A 19,976-nucleotide genomic window follows, 5' to 3' on the forward strand; every position below is an offset into this window, starting at 1 on the left:
CCGACTATGCGACCCGGGTTGCAGCCCTCCGAATCCGCGCCCGAAAATTGCAAATAAGATCTGTCAGGTCTAGCCTGGCCATTGGAGGACCGAGGTTCAGATCCGGATGCCGAACCTGATGCCGTCATAGATGGCGGCGTGGATGTTGCGCGAGGCGACTGCGTCGCCGATGCGGAACAGAACAAAGCCGCCTTCCGGATTGCGTGGCGGAAAAATGTCGCCGCCGCTTACCAGCCGCTCGTAGTCGACCGCGCCGCCATTCTTCGACAGCGGCTTCAGCGCGAGGTAGAGATCGTCGAGCGGCGCGGTGCCATGCTCGACGACCACCTGGTCGACGCGCCGCTCGCCGCGCCAGCCATCGGCGAAGTCCGACGCCAACTCGGCGATGAGCTGGTTACCCTCGCGTCGCACCGAGCGCAGACGGGTGTTGATGGTGACGGTGACGCCTTTCTCATGGAAAGCGCGCATATAGGGCACGTGGTTCAGGCCGCCCATTTCCGGCGCGAAGAAGCGCTCCGGTGAGACCAGTTCGAGCTTCGAGCCGCTGTTGGCAATCAATTCCGCCGCGCCCATGCCCTGATGGCCGCCATTGTCGTCATAGAGCAGCACGTTCTCGGCCGGCTTGACACTGCCGGCCATAATGTCCCAGCTCGAGGTGACGAGATTGTCGCCCGCTGCCAGCGGCGGGTTCTGCGGCAGGCCGCCGGTGGCGACAATCACCACATCCGGCGCCAGTGCCAGGACATCGTCCTTTTCGGCCCATGTGTCGTAGCGGATCTCGACGCCGAGGCGATCGAGCTCGGCAAGCCGCCAGTCGATGATGCCGATCAGTTCCTTGCGGCGGGGATTTTGCGTCGCGAGCCGCACCTGGCCGCCGGCCTGGCTGGACGCTTCGAGGACCACCACCTGATGGCCCCGTTCGGCGGCGACACGCGCGGCTTCCAGACCGCCCGCCCCGGCTCCGACGACCACCACCCGCCTCTTCGGCCCTTCGCTTTTCGCGATGACATGCGGGATCGTCGCTTCGCGGCCGGTGGCGGCGTTGTGGACGCAGAGCGCCTCACCGCCTTCATAGATGCGATCGAGGCAGTAGGTGGCGCCGACGCAAGGCCGGATCTCGTGCTCGCGCCCTTCCATCACTTTCCTGATGATATGCGGATCGGCGATATGGGCGCGCGTCATGCCGACCATGTCGAGCTTGCCGGAGGCGATCGCATGACGCGCGGTCGCGACATCGGAGATCCGCGCCGCGTGGAAAGTCGGGAATTTCGTCGCCGCCCTCACCTCGCCGGCGAAATCGAGATGCGGCGACGAGCGCATGCCGGTCACCGGGATGACCTTGGTCAGCGCCGCGTCGGTCTCGATCGAGCCGCGGATGATGTTGAGGAAATCGACCTTGCCGGAGCCAGCCAGACGTTTCGCGATCTCGACGCCCTCCTCCTTCGACAGGCCTTTTTCGAAATCCTCGTCGGCGACCATGCGGATGCCGACGACGAATTTCTCGCCGACCGCGGCGCGAACCGCATCCAGCACCATGTTGGTGAAGCGCAGCCGGTTGTCGAGCGAGCCGCCGAAATCATCGTCGCGATGGTTGGTGGCGGGCGACCAGAAGCCGTCCATCAGATGGCCGTAGGATTCGAATTCGATGCCGTCGAGGCCGGCCGCCTGGCAGCGCTGGGCGGCGGAAGCATAATCGGCAACGATGCGCTCGATGTCCCAGTCCTCGATGGTCTTGGGAAAGGCGCGATGCGCCGGCTCGCGCACCGGCGAGGCGGAAAGCACCGGCAGCCAGTCGGCCTTGTTCCAGCCGGTGCGGCGACCGAGATGGGTGATCTGGATCATGACCTTGCAGTCATGCTCATGACAGGCATCCGCAAGTTCGGCGAGCCACGGCACGATGGCGTCGTCATAGACATGCAGGTTGCCGAAGGCGGCCGGGCTGTCGCGTGACACGATGGCAGAGCCCGCTGTCATCGTCAGCGCCATGCCGCCCTTGGCCTTCTCGGCGTGGTAGAGCCGGTAGCGCTCCTTCGGCATGCCGTCCTCGGAATAAGCCGGCTCATGGCTGGTCGACATCACCCGGTTCTTCAGCGTCAGGTGCTTGAGCGGATAAGGTTGGAGAAGCGGGTCGTTGCTGGTCATCGTCTTCCTGCCGTATCAAATTGCGCGGGCGCTGCTCCCGCTTCCATTTCACGCATCGGATTCATCCGAAAACCGCTGCGCGGCTTTCGCTCCAATGCTAATGAGCCGCCAAACACGCCGGGTCCGTTCGATCGCGGCGCACTTTCAACTGATTGCACCTGCCGCCCTTGCAATCATCGGCGGCAGCGAGGAGCCATCGATGACCGACGCCAAAAACCTGACCCAGCTCGGCAAACACGTCGAGACGCCGCAGAGTCCCGAACAGGCAGTCCTGGAAACCGTGCCGTTCGAGCGAGGCGACGGCCCGCCCGCGATCGTGCGCTTCACCTGCCCGGAATTCACCTCGCTCTGCCCGGTCACCGGCCAGCCCGACTTCGCCCACATCGTCATCGACTACGCGCCCGACAAGACGCTGGTGGAATCGAAGTCGCTGAAGCTGTTCATGACCTCGTTCCGCAACCATGGCGCCTTTCACGAGGAATGCACCGTCATGATCGGCCGCCGCATCGTCGAAGCGACCAAGCCGCTCTGGCTGCGCGTCGGCGGCTACTGGTTCCCGCGGGGCGGCATCCCCATCGACGTCTTCTGGCAGACCGGCGCGCCGCCCGAAGGCGCCTGGCTGCCCGACACCGGGGTCGCGCCATATCGCGGGCGCGGGTGAGTTTATCGAGCGGCCATCAGACATGGCCGGCCGCATTGGTTCGGCACAGGTTGGTAGCAAGAAACGGAACGACCGAAATGCGATAGCGTTGCTGGTCGTGGCGCAACAGATCGACATGACCGGCGCCGTTGAACCAGACCAATTGCGAGGCAGCGGCTTTTTTCAGCGCCATTACCTGCCCGTGGTCTATAAAGGGATCCTCGCCGCCGGCGAGCAAGAGTAACGGCTTGCCGATTTCGCCGAGGCGGTCGACCGGCCTGACATCGTCGGCGCTTATTCCGAGCCGAAGCGGCATCTGCGCCAGAAGGACATCCGCTTGGAGGCTACGCAGCATGCTGAACGGCATTCGACGAGCCGTCGTCTCGCGCAATGTCGCGTAGAGCTGTTCCAGCACGTAGGCATCGGCGATCGCCTTCGGTGCAGCAAAGACAAAGGCTGCCGCTCCCAGCGAGGATCCCACGGCGCCGATCTTTTGCCCGGGGAAGCGCTGTCGGGCATATGTCAGGATGCGGACAGCGTCCTGCCCTTCAATGTAGCCGAAGCCTTGTACGGTTCCGCCGCTCTCGCCGTGCCCCGACAGATCGAACAGGGCAACCGAATAGCCGCTATCGGATAGCAGTTTTGCGCGTTGCAGCATCGCTAGCCTGTTGGCGCCGCGCCCGTGCAACAGGACGATCGCACCGCAACTGTCCTTTCGACCAATCACCCAACCGACAAGTTCGGGCGCACCAGCCTGGTTGAGCACGACGCGCTCGACGGGCACCTCGCTCGGCGCCGTCAAGTTCTGACGGAGCCCGCGGGCGATCAGCGTTGTTCCAGCCGCCCAGTCGGCCGCGCAAAGTCCGATAATCGCCGCCGCAAGGATAGCACGGAGTTTCATCTGTGATGCCCTGACCGCGACTTCATCATTCGCACTGGTACTGGCTGAGCGCCCATTCGCCGGTGACCGACAGGAGGTCGGAGATCTTCCAGTCGCCGCCGACCTTCTTCAGCTTCCATTCGAGACGGTGCTGGTGGCCTTCGACGACGAAGACGACCACCACCTTGGCCTCGTCACCATTGATCGCTTCGATGGTGCGCAGGCTCTTGTCGATGGCGAGCTTGTCGTAATCGGCATTGTCGAGCGCCATGTTGGGATCGAGGCACTCGCCCTGACCCGAGGCGCGCAGCGCGTCGGCTTTGTCGAGTACGCTCTTCGCCGGATCGCTGAAGTTCTTGCGCTGGCTGGGGTCCAATTCCAGCCCGAGATGCTCGTAGAAGGGCTTCACCACCGCCGTCGGCGATCCGGGCAGGACGGGCGCAGCTGGCGCCGGTTCGGCCAGCTTGCTTTCAGGCGTTGTGGCCGGCGCCGACTTCTCGATCGCCGGCGCATTGTCGCCAGAGGACGCGTTCGGCGGCGGCGAGCCGAACAGTCCTTGCCCGTAGGCGCCGCCGTTCAGCCCCGCGGTCAGCATCGACAAGCTCGACAGCGCGAGGACCAGACGCCGAAGCACGGCGTCACTCCGTCGAGGAGCCGCATTCCAGCGCGCTGAGCGTCCAGTCGCTGGTTTTGGAGGTGATGTCGGCGATCTTCCACTTGCCGTCCACTTTCTTCAGCGACCACACCATTTCGCGTTTGGAGTCATCGCCTTCCGGGAAAAGATTGAAGCTTGCCGTCACCTCGGCGGTGTCGCCATTGACGGCCTCGGCAAGCTTCAGCGTCTTCGACACGGTCTTCTGGTCGAAATCCTGGGCGTCGAGGCCTGGGTCGAAGTCGATGCAGGATACCTCGTCGGGCTTCTCCTTGCGGGCCTTGTCGTTGGCTTCGAAGAGCTTGGTGACCGGCTCGGTGAAGCGGTCGCGGTATTTCGCGTCCGCCTCGAACTTCACTTCAGGCACATAGAAGAACTTCACGGCGTTGGAAGCCGGCCCGGCGAGTGCCGCGGCAGGCAAGGCGATCGAGATGGCAACTGCCAGCATCATCGGTCTCATGCAGGATCTCCGGATGGTCGGCGGCGTGGTGGCACGATCACCACCACGCATCCTGCATATCGGCTTTTTCACGGCGCATGAAGTCCTTGCGCTGCGCGCCTTAAGCTTCCAGCCAGACGTTCTGGAAGTCCATTTGATAGGTCTGGTGCATGGCGTAGTTCTTCACCTTCTTGTTCATGTGGCAGTAGAGCTTCTGCCAGAACGGCTGGATGATGACGCCGGAGTCCTGCAGGATCTGCTCGACGTCCTTCATCACCTCCTTGCGCTTGGTGACGTCGATCTGCGACAGCGCCTCCTTGAGCTTGGCGTCGAAATCCGGGTTCGAGAACGCGGTCTCGTTCCAGGCCTCGCCGGTACGGTAGCCCAGCGCCAGCACCTGCACGCCGAGCGGGCGCATGTACCAGATGGTCATGGAATAAGGATATTTCGTCCAGTCGTTCCAGAAGGTCGAACCGGGCAGCACCGTGCGCTTCACCTTGATGCCGGCATCGCGCAACTGGCCGGCGATCGCGTCGCCGGTGTTCTTCTGCCATTCGTCCTCGACCGTGATCAGCTCGTGCTCGAAGTCGGCCTGCCCGGCGTCGGCCATCAGCTTCTTGGCGCCCGCCGCGTCCCGTTCCTTCTTCGGCAGCGGGTAATATTCCGGATGGATCGGGCTGACATGATGGTTTTCGCCGACCGTGCCGCGGCCGGCGTAGCCGAGCTGCATGACCTGGTTGTTGTCGACGGCCATCTGCAGCGCATTGCGCACCCGTTTGTCATCGTAAGGTTTGTGCGTGATGTTGGTGCGCGCAACGAGCGTGGTCGCCGTCGCGACTTCCGATTTCACCAGCTCCATCTTGTCGAGGGGGTCGATGAAGTCGGCCGGGGTCTCGAAATCGAGGTCGATCTCGCCGGAATCGAAGGCATTCAGCGTGGCGTTGAAGTCGGTGCCGTAGTCGATGAACTCGACCCCGTCGAGCGGCGCTTCGCCGCCCCACCACTTGCCGTTCTCGCGGCGCTTGACCACGGCTTTCTGGCCGACATCGTAAGACACCAGCTCGAAAGCCCCGGTGCCGATCGGCTTCTTGATCGGATCGGCGCCATCCTTGTCGAAGTTGCGATGCACGACCAGCGCCGGATAGTCGGTGAAGCCCGGGATGATCGCGATATCGGCTTCGGACAGCTTCAGCTTGACCGTATGGTCATCGACCTTGGTGATCGCGCCATCCCTTGCCTTGCCGGTCTTGGCGTCGACCAGCGCGCCGACGCGGGCGGCCATGGAATTGCCGGAAGCCCCCTTCTCGCACCAGCGATTGAGGTTGAAGACGACGTCATCGGCGTTGAAGGCATCGCCGTTGTTCCAGGTGACGCCTTTGCGCAGATGCAGCGTGTATTCGGTGGCGTCGTCGTTGACGTCCCAGCTTTCGAGCAGCACCGGCTCGAAGGTGAACTGGTGCGTGTAGCGCACGAGCGGCTCCAGCCAGGTGCGGGTGACGTTCGCCATCTCCGTCCAGTCATAGGTGCGCGGGTCCTTCTGCGCCTTGACCGACATCGCGACATGCAGCGTTCCGCCTTTCTTCGGCTCTTGCGCCAGGGCTTTTGTCGGCGCGGCAAGGCCAATCATGCCATAGGCGAACGCCGTCGACGCGCCGAAGGCGCTTGCCAGCGCCAGGAATTCGCGCCGGTCCACGCGGCCCGCGCGCGCTTCTTTAGCCATCGCCTCGATGGCGGCAGGAACGCGATCACCGTTGCTTTTGAAGATTGTCATTTTTTCCTCCCATGTTGCGAAACATTGGCCATCCTGGTGCACTTTTTTTCAGCTGTAGATGGCGCCTGCAGCGTGAGCGTGCGTCCAGACGCTGCCTTGCCTGAGATAGTGAGAACTCGCTCCATCCTGCGGCATTTCGAATATCGTATACGAGCCTTGTTGAGCGTCAAGCTTCTTGGGGCATGAGCTGGAGAAAGATGCCGGGCGAAGAACCACCTTCACACCTTCGCACGCTTCATCGGCCAGGTGTCCGCCACGCGATAGCCCGCCGGCCAAGGATCTTCAGGATCCAGCATGTGCTGATGGATGCCGGTGATCCAACCGCGACCGCTGATCTGGGGGCGTATTGCGGGCATATCGACAACCTGCGTGGTGCCGAGAATCTTGCCGTGAAATTCTGACCCGATGATGGACACACCGGTGAACCAATCCTCGGCTGTCATTTGACCCTTCGCGTGCAAGAGCGCCATGCGGGCCGACACCGCCGTTCCGGTCGGCGATCGGTCGAGCTTGCCAGGTTTTATCGAAACGACCGATTTTGCGCGGAGGCGGTTGCCATCCTGGGTGATGGCGCCGGCAAAAAGACAGAACGAATGGTGGCGCCAATCGGGACGCTCAGGGTGGGAGAACGCCATTTGTCGATTGGCCGCATCGGTGATGCGCACCCCAAGTTCGGCGAGATCACGAGCCTCGTCGGTTTCAAGCGCTAACCCAAGGGCAGGTGCGTCGACGACGACGAAACTGTCGCCTCCATAGGCCGTGTCGACCGTGATGGTACCGAGGCCATCGACCTCAAGCGGCACACCGACCCTGCTGGCGAATGATGGTACGTTTTCGACGGTGATGCGCTGGGCTTTTCCTCCGGCACACTCGGCCCGCACGCGTACCAGACCGCCCGGCGCCTCGAGCACCATTTCGGTTACCGGCTCCTGCATGGGGATGATCCCGGTGTCCAGAATTACCGTCGAGACGCAAATCGAATTGGAGCCGGACATCGGGGGCGTATCCTCCGGCTCCATTATGATCCAAGCCATCTGCGCGTCGGGATGCTTGGGAGGGACCAGAAGGTTGACGTGCCGGAAGACGCCGCCGCGCGGTTCGTTAAGAACGAAGTTACGAAGTCCGTTGTCTTCTGCAATCCATTTGCGCTGGTCCCAGACGGTGTCTCCCGGCGGAGGAGACACCCCGCCAACGATGACATCCCCGACTTCGCCCTCCGCGTGGCAGGAAACAACATGGATGACTTTCGTGCTTCGCATTCGGGAGTCCCCAGAGCCGCGGCTTCCGATTGGATATCGTATACGATCTTCGGCTCTCGTCAAGGCTCGATTGAAGGGAAATGCGCCAGTCGCTGCTGATCGGCCGGGCTCAAAAGAGCCCACGCCGGACGGCATCTCAGGCCACGCAGACACTCGGATTGAGCAGAATCGCGAGCGTATTTGATCGCGAACATCGTCTACGATATCTATGTTTGCAGATCTGACGCTCCGTGCGGAGACTCTACACGTGCCATTTGCATTTGCCGACATTCCCGATTTGGGTGCCGCCCCCACCGCTTCCGACGTGGTTTTGAAGTTCATCCGCGGAGCAATCATATCCGGGTCGCTTGATGAGGGCGAACCGATCAGGCAAGACGACGTCGCCCGCATGTTCAACATCAGCAAGATTCCGGTGCGCGAAGCTTTGAAGCGGCTCGAGGCAGAGGGATTCGTGGCATTTCAGCGAAACAAGGGCGCAATTGTCGCCAGCATGTCGGAACCGGAGATCGTGCAGATTTTCGAGGTCCGAGCCATGCTGGAATCGAACGCAATTCGGCTTTCCCTCCCCCACATGAACGAGAAGACCTTCGATAAAGCGCAAGCAAGTTGCGACTCCTTTGCGAAGGAAACCGACGTCGGCCGCTGGGCGGAACTAAATTGGGAGTTCCATTCCGGTCTTTATCTAGACGCCGGGCGACCATATCTGCTCCGCATGATCCGGTCGGTTAACGATCGGATCGAACGCTATCTGCGAGTTCAGCTGACGATTTCCGGCGGTCATGAGCTTGCGGATCGAGAACATCGCGAAATCCTGGCCGCCTGCCGCGCTGGCGAGACCGAACAGGCCGCAAAGTTGGTCTACGATCATATTATGAACGCCTGTCAATCGCTTCAGAAACACCTGGCGAACGGCAAGGTGCGCGCTGGCTGAGCCATTGGCTTGCTGTCAGTCACGATTGCCGACGGCCTTTGCCCATTTTTGTCAACTAACGGTATCAGGCAGCTTTTCCTCGCGCCGCGCGATCAAATCCTTGAGACCTTCGGCGATGCCTTCGTCGAGCTTCGGCTCCTGATAGTCGGCGAGCATGTTGCGCGCCTTTTCGAGGCCGCGCGTGTCGTGATCCTTAGCGCCTTCGGCGCTCCATTGCTCGAAGGAGTTGAAATCCATGATGCTCGGCATGAAGAAGGCGCGCTCGAAATGCTCGAGCGTGTGCTGCGTGCCGAGAAAATGCCCTTGCGGGCCGACCTCGCGGATCGCCGCCATGGCTTCCTTGAAATCGTCGAAGGGGACGCCGCCGGCATATTTGTACCAACCGACGAGTTGCTCGCAGTCGGTGGCGAATTTCGAATAGCCGCAGGTAAGGCCGGCTTCAAGCCAGCCGGCGGAGTGCCAGATGTAATTGGCGCCGGCGAGGATCGCGGCATGCATAAGCATGTTCGCCTCGTAGCCGGCCTGGGCGTCGTTGAGCTTGGAGCCGACGTGGAAGCCCGAGGTGCGCCACGGCAGTTTGTATTTCCGCGCCAGCGCGCCCATCAGATACATCATCTGCGCGGCCTCCGGCGTGCCCCCCATCGGGGCGCCGGTCTTCATGTCCACCGTCACCATGAACTGGCCATAGATCTGCGGCGAGCCGGGACGGATGAGCTGGGTGAAGGCCACACCGGCGAGCGCCTCGGCATTCACCTGCGCGACCGCGCCGACGGCGGAGGCCGAGGTCGAGGCGCCGCAGAGCGCGAACGGTGCCAGGATCAGCGGCTGGTTGTGGCGGGCATAGACCCGCATGGCGTCGAGCATGGTGGCGTCCCACACCAGCGGCGAATTGCAATTGGTGATCGCCACCAGCACCGGATTGTCGCGCACGAACTCCTCGCCGAACACGATCGCAGCCATCGCCATCGTGTCTTCGGCCCGCTCCTTCGACGTCACGATGCCCATGAACGGCTTGTCGGAGTGCTTGAGCGCCGAATGAATGATGTGGAGGTGCCGCTTCGGCACCGGGATCTCCATCGGCTCGCAGATGATCGAGCTCGACGAATGCAGCGCCGGCGCCATGTAGGCGAGCTTGTGGAAATTGTTGAGGTCGTTCAGCGTGCCGTAGCGCCGCTTGTTGTCGAGGTCGCGCACATAGGGCGCGCCATACATCGGCACGAAGATCGAGTTCTTGCCGCCGACGCGAACCGTACGCTCGGGGTTGCGCGCATTGAGCGTGAATTCCGGCGGGACCTTCGAGACGAGCTCCATCAGCAGCGCGCGATCGATGCGGACGCGTGTGTCCTTGACGTCGGCGCCCGCAGCCTTCCAGAGCGCGATCGCCTCGTCGTCGCGAAACTCGCAGCCAACCTCCTCGAGGATTTTGAGCGACTCTTCGTGGATCAGCTCCACAGCCTCGTCGGGCACGATCTCATAGGCCGGAATCTGGCGAACGAGCGTCGGGAAAGACGCGACCGGCGCGCTTCTCAGCGCCTTGCGCCCAAGGCGGCCGCCGCCGCGACGGTGGGTCGGCTCAGTCAATTCAGCGGCCGGTGCGTTCATGTTGTCTCCTTCATCCCGCCCGACCAAGTTAGCGACACGAAATATGGATGTGACGCTGGAAAATCCTGATCTCTTGTATAAGCTGCGCTTATGCGAAGCCTGCGCCACCTCCTGCCCTCGGCCGGCAGCCTCGTCGTCTTCGAGGCGGCAGGCCGGCTGTCGAGCTTCACCGCGGCCGGGCGCGAGCTCGGCATGACCCAGGCGGCCGTCTCCTATGCGGTGCGCGGACTGGAGGAACAGCTCGGCGCCAAGCTGTTTCAGCGCCGCCACCGCCAGGTGCTCCTGACCGAGGCCGGCGAGCGCTTCCACGCGGACGTCTCGCTGGGGCTGTCGCATATCCGCAAATCTGCCGAGGACCTTCGCCTGCAGGCGACCGGCGGCCATGTCACCCTTGCGGCCTCGACCGCTTTCGGCTCGTTCTGGATGATGCCGCGCCTGCAGCAGTTCCGCGACCAACTGCCGGGCATCGATCTGCGCATCCAGACCGCCGACCGCGACCTCGACATCATTGCCGAGGGTATTCCGCTCGGCGTGCGCGGCGGTGTGCCGCGCGACTGGCCGGACTATCACTGGCTGTCGCTGTCCGACGAAGAGATCTTCCCCGTCGCGGGACCGAGCTATCTGGCCAAATTCGGCATGCCGAAGACGGTCGAGGAACTGGCCACGCACCGGCTGATCCATCTCGAGGAGCCCTATCGCGAGGCGCCGAACTGGGACGAATGGTTCGCGTCGGCCGGAACCAGCCTGCGCAATGCCGAGCGCGGCCTGCGCATCAACGACTATGCCCTGGTGATCCAGGCGGTGATGGAAGGGCAAGGCATATCGCTTGGCTGGCGGCATCTGGTCGAGCGGCTGGTCGCATCAGGGCTGCTGGTGCCGGTGACCGACCATGTGATGAGGACCGGCATCGGCTTCCACGTCATCTGGCCGAAGAACCGCGAGCTCAGCGACAACGCGCGCAAGGTCAGGGACTGGCTGGTGGCGCAGGCATGAAGTAGCCCCTCCCCCACACCGTTCGAATCCGCCTATAATCCTCGGATGCCCATTCGCCAGCTTTCCGAAACGATGATCAACCAGATCGCCGCCGGCGAGGTCATCGAGCGTCCCGCAAGCGTGGTGAAGGAGTTGGTCGAGAATGCGCTCGACGCCGGCGCGTCGCGCGTCGAGATCGTCACCGCCGGCGGCGGGCTCTCGCTCATCCGCGTCACCGATGACGGCTCGGGCATTCCCGAGCGCGAACTGGCGCTGGCAGTTGCCCGACACTGCACGTCGAAGCTGTCGGACGACATCCACGACATCCGCTCGCTCGGATTCCGCGGCGAGGCGTTGCCGTCGATCGGCTCGGTGGCCAGGCTTTCGATCCGCTCGCGCACGGCCGCCGGCGACAGCGCGGCCGAGATCAGCATCGAGGGCGGCCGGGTGTCGGCCGTCAAGCCGGCGGCGGCGAACCGCGGCACCACCGTGGAAGTGCGCGACCTGTTCTTCGCCACGCCGGCACGGCTCAAATTCATGAAAGGCGAGCGCGCCGAAAGCTCGGCCACCGGCGACGTGGTGAAGCGCATCGCCATTGCCTTCCCCGCCGTGCGCTTCACGCTTGCCGGATCCGACCGCTCGACGCTGGAGCTGCCGGCGACCGGCGACACGCCAGAGGGCCGGCTCGCCCGCGTCGCGCAAGTGATGGGCGCCGACTTTCCCGACAATGCCATTGCCATCCATGCAATGCGCGACGGCGTGCATCTTGCCGGCCACGTCTCGATCCCTTCCTACTCCCGCGCCAACGCGCTGCAGCAATATGCCTATGTCAACGGCCGGCCGGTGCGCGACAAGCTGATCGCCGGCGCGATCCGCGGCGCCTTCGCCGACGTGCTGCCGCGCGACCGGCATGCGGTGACCGTGCTGTTCCTTTCGCTCGATCCGGCAACCGTCGACGTCAATGTCCACCCGGCCAAGGCCGATGTGCGCTTCCGCGATCCGGGCCTGGTGCGCGGGTTGATTGTCGGCGCCATCCGCGAGGCGATGGCCGGCGCCGGCATCCGGGCCGCGACCACCGGCGCGGCCGGCATGATGGCGGCTTTCCGGCCCGGCGCGGCGTCCTATTCGCATCCCGGACCGGCCAATGGCCACCGCAGCTATGAGGCCGCTTTTCGCGCCTCCGGCTCCAGCTTCGACCACGGTTCGAATTTGGCGCGCTCGCCGCAGCGGCCGCTCGACATGGGCGAAGCGCGGCCGGCGCGAGGCGGCTTCGCCGAGAACGATCAGGCTGCCTTCGACACCAGGCCGCTGGCAAGCGCCGACGCGCGGGCGGGCATCGCCGAGCCGGCCGAGGCGCTGCTCGGCACGGTGCTGGGCGCGGCGCGCGCTCAGGTGCATGAGAACTATATCGTCGCCCAAACCCGGGATTCGCTCATCATCGTCGACCAGCATGCCGCACATGAGCGCCTGGTCTACGAGGCCTTGAAGAACGCGCTGCACTCTCGCGCCGTGCCTTCGCAGATGCTGCTTTTGCCCGAGATCGTCGACCTTCCGGAAGAGGATGCCGAACGGCTGGCGATGCATTCCGAGACACTGGCCAAATTCGGCCTCGGCCTGGAGCGCTTCGGCCCGGGCGCGGTGGCGGTGCGCGAGACGCCGTCGATGCTCGGCGAAACCAATGTGCAGCAACTGGTGCGTGACCTCGCCGACGAGATCGCCGACAACGACACGGTCGAGACGCTGAAGGAACGGCTGGACAGAATAGCCGCGACCATGGCCTGCCACGGCTCGGTGCGCTCGGGCCGCCTGCTCAAGGCCGAGGAGATGAACGCGCTGCTGCGCCAAATGGAGGCGACGCCCGGCTCCGGCACCTGCAACCATGGCAGGCCGACCTATATCGAGCTGAAACTCGCCGACATTGAAAGATTGTTCGGGCGAAGGTGAGCGCACCAAAGCCCTCACCCAGCCTCCGCTTCGCTCGGCTGGACCTCTTCCCGATGGGGATAGGAGACTTTCAGCACCAGCCTCTTCTCCCCGTCTGGGCGGTGGCACGTAGCGGCCGGATGAGGGGGCAAGAAAAGGGTCGCTCGAGGCGGCGCTTTTCTCGAGTCAGGAACCGGCCTCAACCCTTTGACTTACCGCTTCAAATTCACCACGATCACACCGCCGAGCGCCAGCGCGCCGCCGAGCATGCCGAGGAGAGTCGGTACTTCGCCGAGCCAGAAGAAACCGATCAGAGCGGAGGTCGGCGAGACCAGATAGAGGAAGTTCGAGGCGCGCGCGGCCGGCAGGCGCGACAGCGCGGTGGCCCAGGCGGCGTAGGCGATCAGGCTGGGCACGATGCCCAGATAGATGACGGCGCCGAGGCCGGCGATGTCGGCGACCGCGGCCTGCGAAAACGCTTCCGCCAGGAAGGGCGACAGGCAGAGCGCGCCGAGCACCATGTTGGAAGCGGCGATCGTCAGCGGATGATGGCGGGCAAAGAGCGGCTTCTGGACGATGGTGTTGACGGCCGAGCAAAGGGCGGAGCCCAGCACCAGCAGCGCGCCGGTGTTGAAATGCAGGCCATGGCCGTCCGCCACCGCGATGATGCCGATGCCGGCAAACGAGATCACCGTGCCGAACCAGGCCATGCCGGAAAAGCGCTCGCCGAGCAGCGCCATGGCCATGATGGCCGTGAAGATCGGGCTGACATTGATGATGAAGCCGGCGGCGCCCGCCGAGACGGTGAGCTCGCCGAAATTGAGCATGGCGGTGTAGAGCGCGACGAAGATGGCACCGCCGAAGCCGAAACGCCACAGCTCATCGATCCTCGGCACCGCCGGACGCTTGACCGCAAGGAAGATCGCTGCCGGCACGGCCGCGATGGCGAAGCGCAGCGCCCCGAGCTCCAGCGGCTGGAAGGCGGCGAGGCCAGCGCGGATCGCCGGGAAGGCAGACGCCCAGCCGACCACCGTCAGCGCCACCGCGATCGCGGCAGTGGTGTCCATGCGCTGTGTCTCATTCAACGTGCCGGTGTAAGCGCTCATTGCCGAATCCTCGTCTCTCAGTGCCATAGAGAGAGAAAACGCCATTGCCCGCCGATTGACAAACGAGCAATTCGAGGGTCAGCTGTGAGCATGCCTCACAGCTCTGACCAGCTATTGCCGCTCGAGACTTTGCGCGCCTTCGACGCGGCGGCGCGGACCGGAAGCTTTTCCGCGGCGGCCGAAAGGCTCAACCTCACCCATGGCGCGATCAGCCGTCAGATCGCCAAGCTGGAGGACTGGCTCGGGCTCAAGGTGTTCGAGCGCAACGCGCGCGGCGTCACGCTGACCAATGAGGGCAACCGGCTGCACCTGCGCACCACCGAGGCCTTCGCGCTGATCTCGGTCAATTCCGATCGCTGGGTCGAGCCGCGCGGCACCGCGGTGGTGCGGCTGGCTTCGATCCCTTCGGTCAGCGGCCTTTGGCTGATGCCGCGCATGGCGGCGCTCGAAAACAACCCGACGCGGCTGCGCATCGTGCTCGACGTCGACAACCGCCAGGCCGACCTTGCCGACGAAGGCATCGACCTTTCGGTGCGCTGCGGGCGCGGCCGCATCCCGGGCCGCGTCTCGGTGCAGCTTTTCGAGGAGCACATTTTCCCGATCGCCTCGCCGGAGCTGGCGAAGGAGATCGGGCAAGGCGACCCGGCTCGGCTGCTCAAATTCCCGCTGATCAACGATTCCGACGCGTCCGCCTGGCGCGCCTGGTTCGCGGCACAGGAGGTCGATTATCGCCCGCGCCCGCAGGACCGGCGTTTCGAGGACTACAATCTGGTGCTCGACGCGGCGGCGCATGGGCTCGGCATCGCGCTGGCGCGGCCGCCGCTGACGGCAGACCAGTTGAAGTCGGGCCGGATTGTTCCCGTTGACGAGCGGGTCGCGCTCAATCCGGTGTCCTACTGGCTCGACCGCCCGGTCGGCCGGCCGCGCGCGGCCGCCGCCGATCTCGCCCGACGCATCGCCGAACAGGCGGGGCTGGCGCCGGAGAAGCTCGAAGCCTTCCTGCAGGACGAGGGCTAGATCGCCCGGATCAGCGAAGCAGCATCAGCACGATCGTGGTCGTCGCAGCCGAGACGACGGCCGTCACGATCGATATCATCCACAGCGGCGTCTGGCCGGGTTCGGATCGCGGGGCATGGCCGGGGCTGCGAACGCCGCCGCGCGGCGGCGCATTGGCGTTGGCCGCTAGCAGCACTCCGGACGCAAGCGCCGGCGAGAACAAAGAGGGCGCCGCCGCCACGACCCTTGCGGTGCCATCGGCGGCCGGCGGTGGAACCTGGGGCAGCGCCCGCGAAAGCTGATCGGCGTCAGCCGCCGACCTGCCAACCGGAGACTTCGTCGAGGCGCCATCAGGGCCGGCATCGGATTGCAGGACGGCTCTGTAGGCGTTCTCGATCTCGGCCGAGGACAGACGCTGAGTTGGTCGAGCGGCCGGCAACGTGCCGTTCAGCGCCTGCGCGGCCACCTGTGCGGAGGACACGACGGACGGCGCCGGCGACTGGACGAGCGCCTTGACCAGCGCCGCGGTCGCAGGTTCGGCCTTGGGCGACGGCACCGGCTGCGGCGCCAGCGCCTCTTTCAGCAGCGACGCCACGCTGGCGTTGGTGATGTCCATGGCGCTTCCCGACAACCATTGTGCCAACCGGCATACTACATGAGCATTGCGCCAAGCTTGACCTTGCCTTCGATTTGTGGCGATTGAACCCCTATGAACCTATGCGCCATTCCATGATGAACCGTTTTGAAGGCCCCGGCGGCAAGGAAGCGCGCATCCGCTATCTCGACGGCGACTTCCAGGTGACGAGCCCCGGCGCGTTCGTGCGCTGCGCGGTGACCGGCGAGAGCATCCCGCTGGACGAGCTCAAATACTGGAGCGTCGCCAGGCAGGAGCCATATGTGAACGCGGCAGCGTCGCTGCGGCGTGAGATCGAGGCGCATCCGGAACTGCGCAAGCGGGGGTAGAACCCCCGCTTCGTCATCCCAGGTCGGAGCAGGAGCGAAGCGGCGTCGCGGAGATCATGGGCCGTGAGCGCGCAGCAGTGCTCCGACGGCTGAGAATCGCTTACCGCGATCGCGTACCTCTTGGCTTTGCTGCACTTCGCCGACTGCGGCTTGGATCCTATGGCCTGCGCTCCGCTTCGCGTCGCGCTAGGCTAAGGACGGTCTCATCTTGCGCTGCCGCCATGCATCCAGCGTCTCATTGATGATGCGCTCCGGCACGTGGTCGATCTCGAACACGGCGTCGATCTCAAGCACGTCGAGCTGCTCCAGGAAGCCGGCGGGTGCGGCGCCGTGGCGAAGCCGCGCGGCATCCTTTGCCGTGGTGACAAGCCGAAGCCCCTCGCGCTTGGCAAGCGCCGCCAGATCGGCAAGCTCGTCCGCGGCGTAGAAATGATGATCGGGAAAAGCGCGCGACAGCGCGACCTCGCCGCCGGCGCCGCGCAGCGTATCAAAGAATTTTTCCGGATGGCCGATGCCTGCAAAGGCAAGGAAGCGCCCGCCGGCGAAGCGCGCCGGGTTCGCCGGCTCGACATGGGCCAAAAAGATCGGCCGGCCGGCGCGCGCCGCCTGGCGCACCACCGTATCGGCGGCGCTCCCCTCGCCCATCTTCAGCAAGCCGCCGGTGAACACCAGCTGATCGACGATCTTGGCCCGGAGCGGGCCGCCCGGAATGACTCGGCCATTGCCGATGCCGAAACGCGCGTCGACCACGACCAGCGCGTAGTCGATGTGGATGCGCGCCGACTGGAAACCGTCATCCATGATCAGGAAGTCGCAGCCATGCTCTGCCATCAGCAGTTTGGCGCCGGCGGCGCGGTTGGCCGTCACCGCGACCGGCGCATGTTCGGCAAGCAGCAGCGGCTCGTCGCCGACATGCTTGGCCGCGTCGTGATGCGCATCGACGACATGCGGCTTGGCGAAGGATCCGCCATGGCCGCGCGACAGGAAGCCGGGCGTGAGCTGCATGCGCTTTGCCTGTTTCGCCAGCGCGATGGCGACCGGCGTCTTGCCGCTGCCGCCAACGGTGAAGTTGCCGACGCACAGCACAGGTGCCGCGACCTTCTCGCGCGGCGCGCGCCGCATGCGGCGCCCAGCCACCATTCCATACATCGCGGACACCGGCGAAAGCGCCAGCACGCGCCAGTCCGGCTTTTCCCACCAGAAGGGAGGCGCTTCGCTGGTCATGGCGCGACTTCCATGGCGCATGACCCTTTCCAAAGATCGGATCCGAATTTTTGGGCCATGCGCTAGCGCCCGTTGGCGCCTTTCAGGCGCGCCTTGACGACCAGCGGCTGGATGTAGGGTTCGAGCGACTTCAGCGTGCGCTGAAGCGCGCCGCGCATCTCGTCGACGGTCGCCGCGCCCGCCGCCATCATCTCGTGGCGCACCGCCTCGTTGGTCAAAAGGAAATTGACGGCGCCGGCCAGCATGTCGCGGTCGCGCACCAGCTTGGCGCCGCCGCGATCGAGCAGGCGCTGATAGGCTTCGCGGAAATTCTGCACGTTGCGGCCGGCCAGCACCGCCGTGTCGAGCATCGCCGGCTCCAGCGGGTTCTGGCCGCCCTCGGAGGTCAGCGAGCGGCCCACGAACGCGATCTCGGTCAGCCTGAGATAAAGTCCCATCTCGCCGATCGTGTCGCCGAGCAGGATATCGGTGTCGGGCGTGATGCGGTCGCCCTTGCTGCGGCGCGCCACTTTCAGCCCCATGCCGGAGATCTGCGCGGCCAGCGCGTCCGCGCGGTCGGGATGGCGGGGCACGACGATGGTCAGCAGTCCAGGGTGGCGCTTGTGCAAGGTCGCATGGACTTCCGCCGCGGCGACCTCCTCCCCGTCATGGGTCGAGATCGCCGCCCAGGTCGGGCGTAAGCCGATCTGGCGCTGCAGGATCGCCAGCGCCCGCTCGTCGACCGGCGGCGGGTTGGTGTCCACCTTGAGGTTGCCGGAAACGGTCACCGGCCGGGCGCCGAGGACGCGGAACCGCTCGCCGTCGACATCCGACTGGGCAACGACATGGGCAAGATTCTCGAACAGCGCCTCGGCGACGCCGGCGCGCTTCTTCCACGACCGGAACGAACGGTCCGACAGCCGCCCGTTGACCAGAACCTGCGGCACGTTGCGCGCGCCGAGTTCCAGGATGGTCATCGGCCAGATCTCCGATTCGGCTATGATGGCCAGCTCCGGCAGCCAGTGATCGAGGAAGCGGCTTACAGCGGGCTTGAGGTCGAGCGGCACATATTGGTGGATGATGCGGCTGCCAAGCCGCTCGTCGGCGACCTTGGCCGAGGTCACGGTGCCGGTCGTCAGCACGATGTTGACGCCGTAATCGAGGATGCTTTCGACCAGCGGCACGACGGCGATCGTCTCGCCGACGCTCGCGGCGTGAATCCAGATGACCGGTCCTTCCGGACGCGGACGGCCGGCGACGCCGTAGCGCTCGCGACGGCGAACGCGGTCTTCCTTGCCGCGCGAGGCTCGCCAGGCGACATAGGGTCCGATCAGCGGATAGGCGACGGCCCCGGCGTAGCGGTAGGCGGTCAGGGCCGCGCGCGCCCAGCGCTCGCTCATTTGTCGCCGTCCACGAGGCGGTAGGCCTCGGCGGTCGCGGCGTTGAGCGAGGCGGTGACCTCCTGGCGCTTTCGCTCCATCTCGGCGTCGTCGGCGTTGGACGGCACGAACACCGGCTGCCCGACGACAACGGCGGAGCGGCCGAACGGCAGGTTGATGGTGGTCTTGTCCCAGCTCTTTTCCAGCACCTTGCGGCGGCTGGTGGCGATCGCCGAGGGGAGGATCGGGCGCCCGGAAAGCCTGGCCAAAAGCACGATGCCCAGCCCCGCGTCGCGCGGCGTGCCATGCGGAATGTCGGCGATCATCGCGACATTCTTGCCGGCGACCAGCGCTTTCTTGAGCGCAATCAAGGCTTTGGCGCCGCCTTTGTCGAGATGCCTCGAACTGTCGCGGCCACCCGAGCCGCGCACCGCCTCGATGCCGAATCTGTTCAGCATCAGCGCGTTGAGCTCGGCGTCGGCACTGCGCGAGACCATGGCGACCAGCGGCCGGCCCTTGGGATAATAAGCCGGCGTCAAGAGATGCTGGCCATGCCACAGCGCGATGATGCCCGGTTCGAGATGCGCATAGGCGCCGCCGGCGACCTGCGTCGACCCTTTCACCAGCGGGCTGGTGATGCGAATCAGCCGCACGAACCAGGCGAACAGGCTGGCGATGAAATTCTTGACGAATCGCGACTGGGCGAGCGGCTCTCGGATGCGGCGCCACAGCGTGCGAGTCCCGCCCCGCCCGGCGGCGCGCCCCGTCGCTCCTTTCACCGCTTCATGCTCCATCGATGTCAACCGGCTGCCTTTGTTTCCGGATCGAGCAACCGGTGCAGGTGAACGACGAAATAGCGCATATGGGCATTGTCGACGCTGGCCTGCGCCTTCGCCTTCCACGCGGCGTGCGCCGATTGATAGTCGGGGTAGATGCCGACGATGTCGAGCGCATCCAGATCACGGAACTCGGTTCCACCCAGCTTTTTCAGCTCGCCGCCGAACACCAGGTGCAAAAGCTGTTTCTTTCCGTCTTCCACGGCCATGCCGATCCTTCGCAGATTCATGAATTTTGTGAAACGTTTAGACCAAAGCCGCCGATTTTGAAACCGTGGGCCG

19 protein-coding genes are annotated in these 19,976 nt (G+C 64.8%); 6 read left to right on the forward strand and 13 right to left on the reverse strand.

What is annotated here, in order from left to right; translation table 11 throughout:
- Nucleotides 1–96: 96 nt before the first annotated feature.
- Nucleotides 97–2,142, reverse strand: a complete 2,046-nt coding sequence (locus P9228_RS18950) for an NADH:flavin oxidoreductase (protein ID WP_127403961.1) — start codon at nt 2,140–2,142, stop codon at nt 97–99.
- A gap of 199 nt (nt 2,143–2,341) precedes the next feature.
- Between P9228_RS18950 and queF the strand changes: the two genes are divergently transcribed.
- Entirely contained in the window at nt 2,342–2,803 is a 462-nt protein-coding gene (gene queF / locus P9228_RS18955; protein ID WP_067330169.1) for a preQ(1) synthase, read from the forward strand.
- Between the two features lie 16 nt (nt 2,804–2,819).
- Here the strand turns inward: queF and P9228_RS18960 are convergent, their stop codons facing one another.
- The 5 genes from P9228_RS18960 to P9228_RS18980 form a co-directional block, all read right to left on the reverse strand.
- Complete coding sequence (locus P9228_RS18960; RefSeq protein ID WP_170950312.1) at nt 2,820–3,584, reverse strand: alpha/beta fold hydrolase; 765 nt, start codon at nt 3,582–3,584, stop codon at nt 2,820–2,822.
- Nucleotides 3,585–3,708: 124 nt separating this feature from the next.
- Nucleotides 3,709–4,296, reverse strand: coding sequence for a hypothetical protein (locus P9228_RS18965; protein WP_127241729.1), 588 nt, complete (start codon nt 4,294–4,296; stop codon nt 3,709–3,711).
- 4 nt (nt 4,297–4,300) lie between these two features.
- Complete coding sequence (locus P9228_RS18970; protein WP_067000473.1) at nt 4,301–4,774, reverse strand: DUF3828 domain-containing protein; 474 nt, start codon at nt 4,772–4,774, stop codon at nt 4,301–4,303.
- A 100-nt stretch (nt 4,775–4,874) separates the two neighbouring features.
- On the reverse strand, nt 4,875–6,524 hold the full coding sequence (locus tag P9228_RS18975) for an ABC transporter substrate-binding protein (protein ID WP_278054854.1): 1,650 nt from the start codon (nt 6,522–6,524) through the stop codon (nt 4,875–4,877).
- A 218-nt stretch (nt 6,525–6,742) separates the two neighbouring features.
- Nucleotides 6,743–7,783, reverse strand: a complete 1,041-nt coding sequence (locus P9228_RS18980; protein WP_095831414.1) for a proline racemase family protein — start codon at nt 7,781–7,783, stop codon at nt 6,743–6,745.
- A gap of 247 nt (nt 7,784–8,030) precedes the next feature.
- Between P9228_RS18980 and P9228_RS18985 the strand changes: the two genes are divergently transcribed.
- Complete coding sequence (locus tag P9228_RS18985) at nt 8,031–8,714, forward strand: GntR family transcriptional regulator (RefSeq protein ID WP_278054855.1); 684 nt, start codon at nt 8,031–8,033, stop codon at nt 8,712–8,714.
- 51 nt (nt 8,715–8,765) lie between these two features.
- Here P9228_RS18985 and P9228_RS18990 read toward each other — a convergent pair whose 3' ends face one another.
- On the reverse strand, nt 8,766–10,316 hold the full coding sequence (locus P9228_RS18990; protein WP_278054857.1) for a trimethylamine methyltransferase family protein: 1,551 nt from the start codon (nt 10,314–10,316) through the stop codon (nt 8,766–8,768).
- Between the two features lie 90 nt (nt 10,317–10,406).
- Here P9228_RS18990 and P9228_RS18995 point away from each other — a divergent pair, with 90 nt between their 5' ends.
- Both P9228_RS18995 and mutL read left to right on the forward strand, forming a co-directional pair.
- Nucleotides 10,407–11,309 carry a LysR substrate-binding domain-containing protein gene (locus tag P9228_RS18995; protein ID WP_278054859.1) on the forward strand — a complete coding sequence of 301 codons (903 nt, stop codon included), beginning with the start codon at nt 10,407–10,409 and terminating at the stop codon, nt 11,307–11,309.
- A 45-nt stretch (nt 11,310–11,354) separates the two neighbouring features.
- Nucleotides 11,355–13,232: a DNA mismatch repair endonuclease MutL gene (gene mutL / locus P9228_RS19000; protein ID WP_278054861.1), complete on the forward strand. Its 1,878-nt coding sequence runs from the start codon at nt 11,355–11,357 to the stop codon at nt 13,230–13,232.
- Between the two features lie 191 nt (nt 13,233–13,423).
- Here mutL and P9228_RS19005 read toward each other — a convergent pair whose 3' ends face one another.
- On the reverse strand, nt 13,424–14,317 hold the full coding sequence (locus P9228_RS19005) for a DMT family transporter (RefSeq protein WP_278054862.1): 894 nt from the start codon (nt 14,315–14,317) through the stop codon (nt 13,424–13,426).
- 90 nt (nt 14,318–14,407) lie between these two features.
- Here P9228_RS19005 and P9228_RS19010 point away from each other — a divergent pair, with 90 nt between their 5' ends.
- Nucleotides 14,408–15,334: a LysR substrate-binding domain-containing protein gene (locus tag P9228_RS19010; protein ID WP_278054864.1), complete on the forward strand. Its 927-nt coding sequence runs from the start codon at nt 14,408–14,410 to the stop codon at nt 15,332–15,334.
- A 10-nt stretch (nt 15,335–15,344) separates the two neighbouring features.
- On the opposite strand, the gene P9228_RS19015 is transcribed toward P9228_RS19010, so the two are convergent.
- The gene (locus P9228_RS19015; RefSeq protein WP_278054866.1) at nt 15,345–15,929 is read right to left on the reverse strand and encodes a hypothetical protein; all 585 of its coding nucleotides are present in this window, start codon (nt 15,927–15,929) and stop codon (nt 15,345–15,347) included.
- 113 nt (nt 15,930–16,042) lie between these two features.
- Between P9228_RS19015 and P9228_RS19020 the strand changes: the two genes are divergently transcribed.
- Entirely contained in the window at nt 16,043–16,276 is a 234-nt protein-coding gene (locus tag P9228_RS19020) for a DUF2093 domain-containing protein (protein ID WP_067000947.1), read from the forward strand.
- Between the two features lie 186 nt (nt 16,277–16,462).
- On the opposite strand, the gene lpxK is transcribed toward P9228_RS19020, so the two are convergent.
- The 4 genes from lpxK to P9228_RS19040 all read right to left on the reverse strand — a co-directional run bounded on the left by lpxK (nt 16,463) and on the right by P9228_RS19040 (nt 19,903).
- Nucleotides 16,463–17,500: a tetraacyldisaccharide 4'-kinase gene (gene lpxK / locus P9228_RS19025; RefSeq protein WP_278054870.1), complete on the reverse strand. Its 1,038-nt coding sequence runs from the start codon at nt 17,498–17,500 to the stop codon at nt 16,463–16,465.
- Between the two features lie 62 nt (nt 17,501–17,562).
- The gene (waaA, locus tag P9228_RS19030) at nt 17,563–18,879 is read right to left on the reverse strand and encodes a lipid IV(A) 3-deoxy-D-manno-octulosonic acid transferase (protein WP_127217314.1); all 1,317 of its coding nucleotides are present in this window, start codon (nt 18,877–18,879) and stop codon (nt 17,563–17,565) included.
- A complete protein-coding gene (locus P9228_RS19035) occupies nt 18,876–19,652 on the reverse strand; it encodes a lysophospholipid acyltransferase family protein (protein ID WP_067000444.1) in 777 nt (258 codons plus the stop codon). Before P9228_RS19035 ends, waaA begins: the two co-directional genes overlap by 4 nt.
- Before the next feature lie 5 nt (nt 19,653–19,657).
- Nucleotides 19,658–19,903, reverse strand: a complete 246-nt coding sequence (locus tag P9228_RS19040; RefSeq protein ID WP_040973997.1) for a DUF4170 domain-containing protein — start codon at nt 19,901–19,903, stop codon at nt 19,658–19,660.
- Between the last annotated feature and the right edge of the window lie 73 nt (nt 19,904–19,976).

This window comes from Mesorhizobium sp. WSM4898 (assembly GCF_029625845.1).
In the GTDB taxonomy this organism is placed as follows: Bacteria; Pseudomonadota; Alphaproteobacteria; order Rhizobiales; family Rhizobiaceae; genus Mesorhizobium.